Here is a 761-nt window from a genome sequence, read left to right as displayed (position 1 = left end):
CCGCCGGCCTTGCCGCTGCCCCTGAAGTCCGTCGCTGGCACACCCGGGCTCGTGGCCAATCCCTATGATCTCGAGAGGCTGGAAGCGATCGGCCGCGACGACCGTGTCCTGGTCGTGGGCACCGGACTGACGTCGGCGGACGTGATTGCAACGCTCGACCGCAAGGGGCATCGTGGCCACATCGTCGCGCTGTCACGCCACGGCTATCGCTCGCGCGGCCAAGCCGCGATGCTGGCCGATCCAATTGGCGATTTCACGACCCTTCCTTCACGCAGCGCAACGGCACTATTCAGGCGCATCCGGGTAACGATCCTTGATGCCAAGCGTCGGGGCGAAGACTGGCATCCGGTGCTCGATGCCGTCCGACGTCAGGGACAAACCATCTGGCAGGCCTTGCCGCTGGCCGAGCAGCGACGTGTGGCACGCCATCTTCGTGCGCTCTGGGACGTGCATCGCTTCCGCCTCGCGCCGCAAGTTGCGGACGTGCTCGATCGATGCGTCGCCGAGGGTAAGCTTGCCTATCGCGCCGCAACGATTGTCGGCGCCGAACAGGTCGACGGACGCATTCGCGTGAGGCAGCGGCTGCGTGGCCAACGCAGCCTCGTTGTCGAGGCTTTCGACAGTGTGGTCGTGACGACCGGACCGGCGCACGCCGATATCTTGCGGACCAACACGGCGATTGCGGCGCTCGAGCGGATGGGATTGGTCCGGCTCGACCCGATTGGTCTTGGTTTGGAGACCGACAGCCAAGGCCGTGCGGT

Annotated in this window: 1 protein-coding gene; it reads left to right on the top strand. The window is 66.0% G+C overall.

The genetic code is table 11. The features are described from left to right. On the top strand, nucleotides 1–761 hold a 761-nt coding region (locus tag NKI72_RS35290), incomplete at both ends, for an FAD/NAD(P)-binding protein (protein ID WP_502909016.1).

The organism is Mesorhizobium sp. M0437, from assembly GCF_040321335.1.
Lineage (GTDB): Bacteria > Pseudomonadota > Alphaproteobacteria > Rhizobiales > Rhizobiaceae > Mesorhizobium.
Note: the sequence above shows the minus strand (reverse complement) of the source record. Positions and strands in the feature narration are given on the sequence as shown.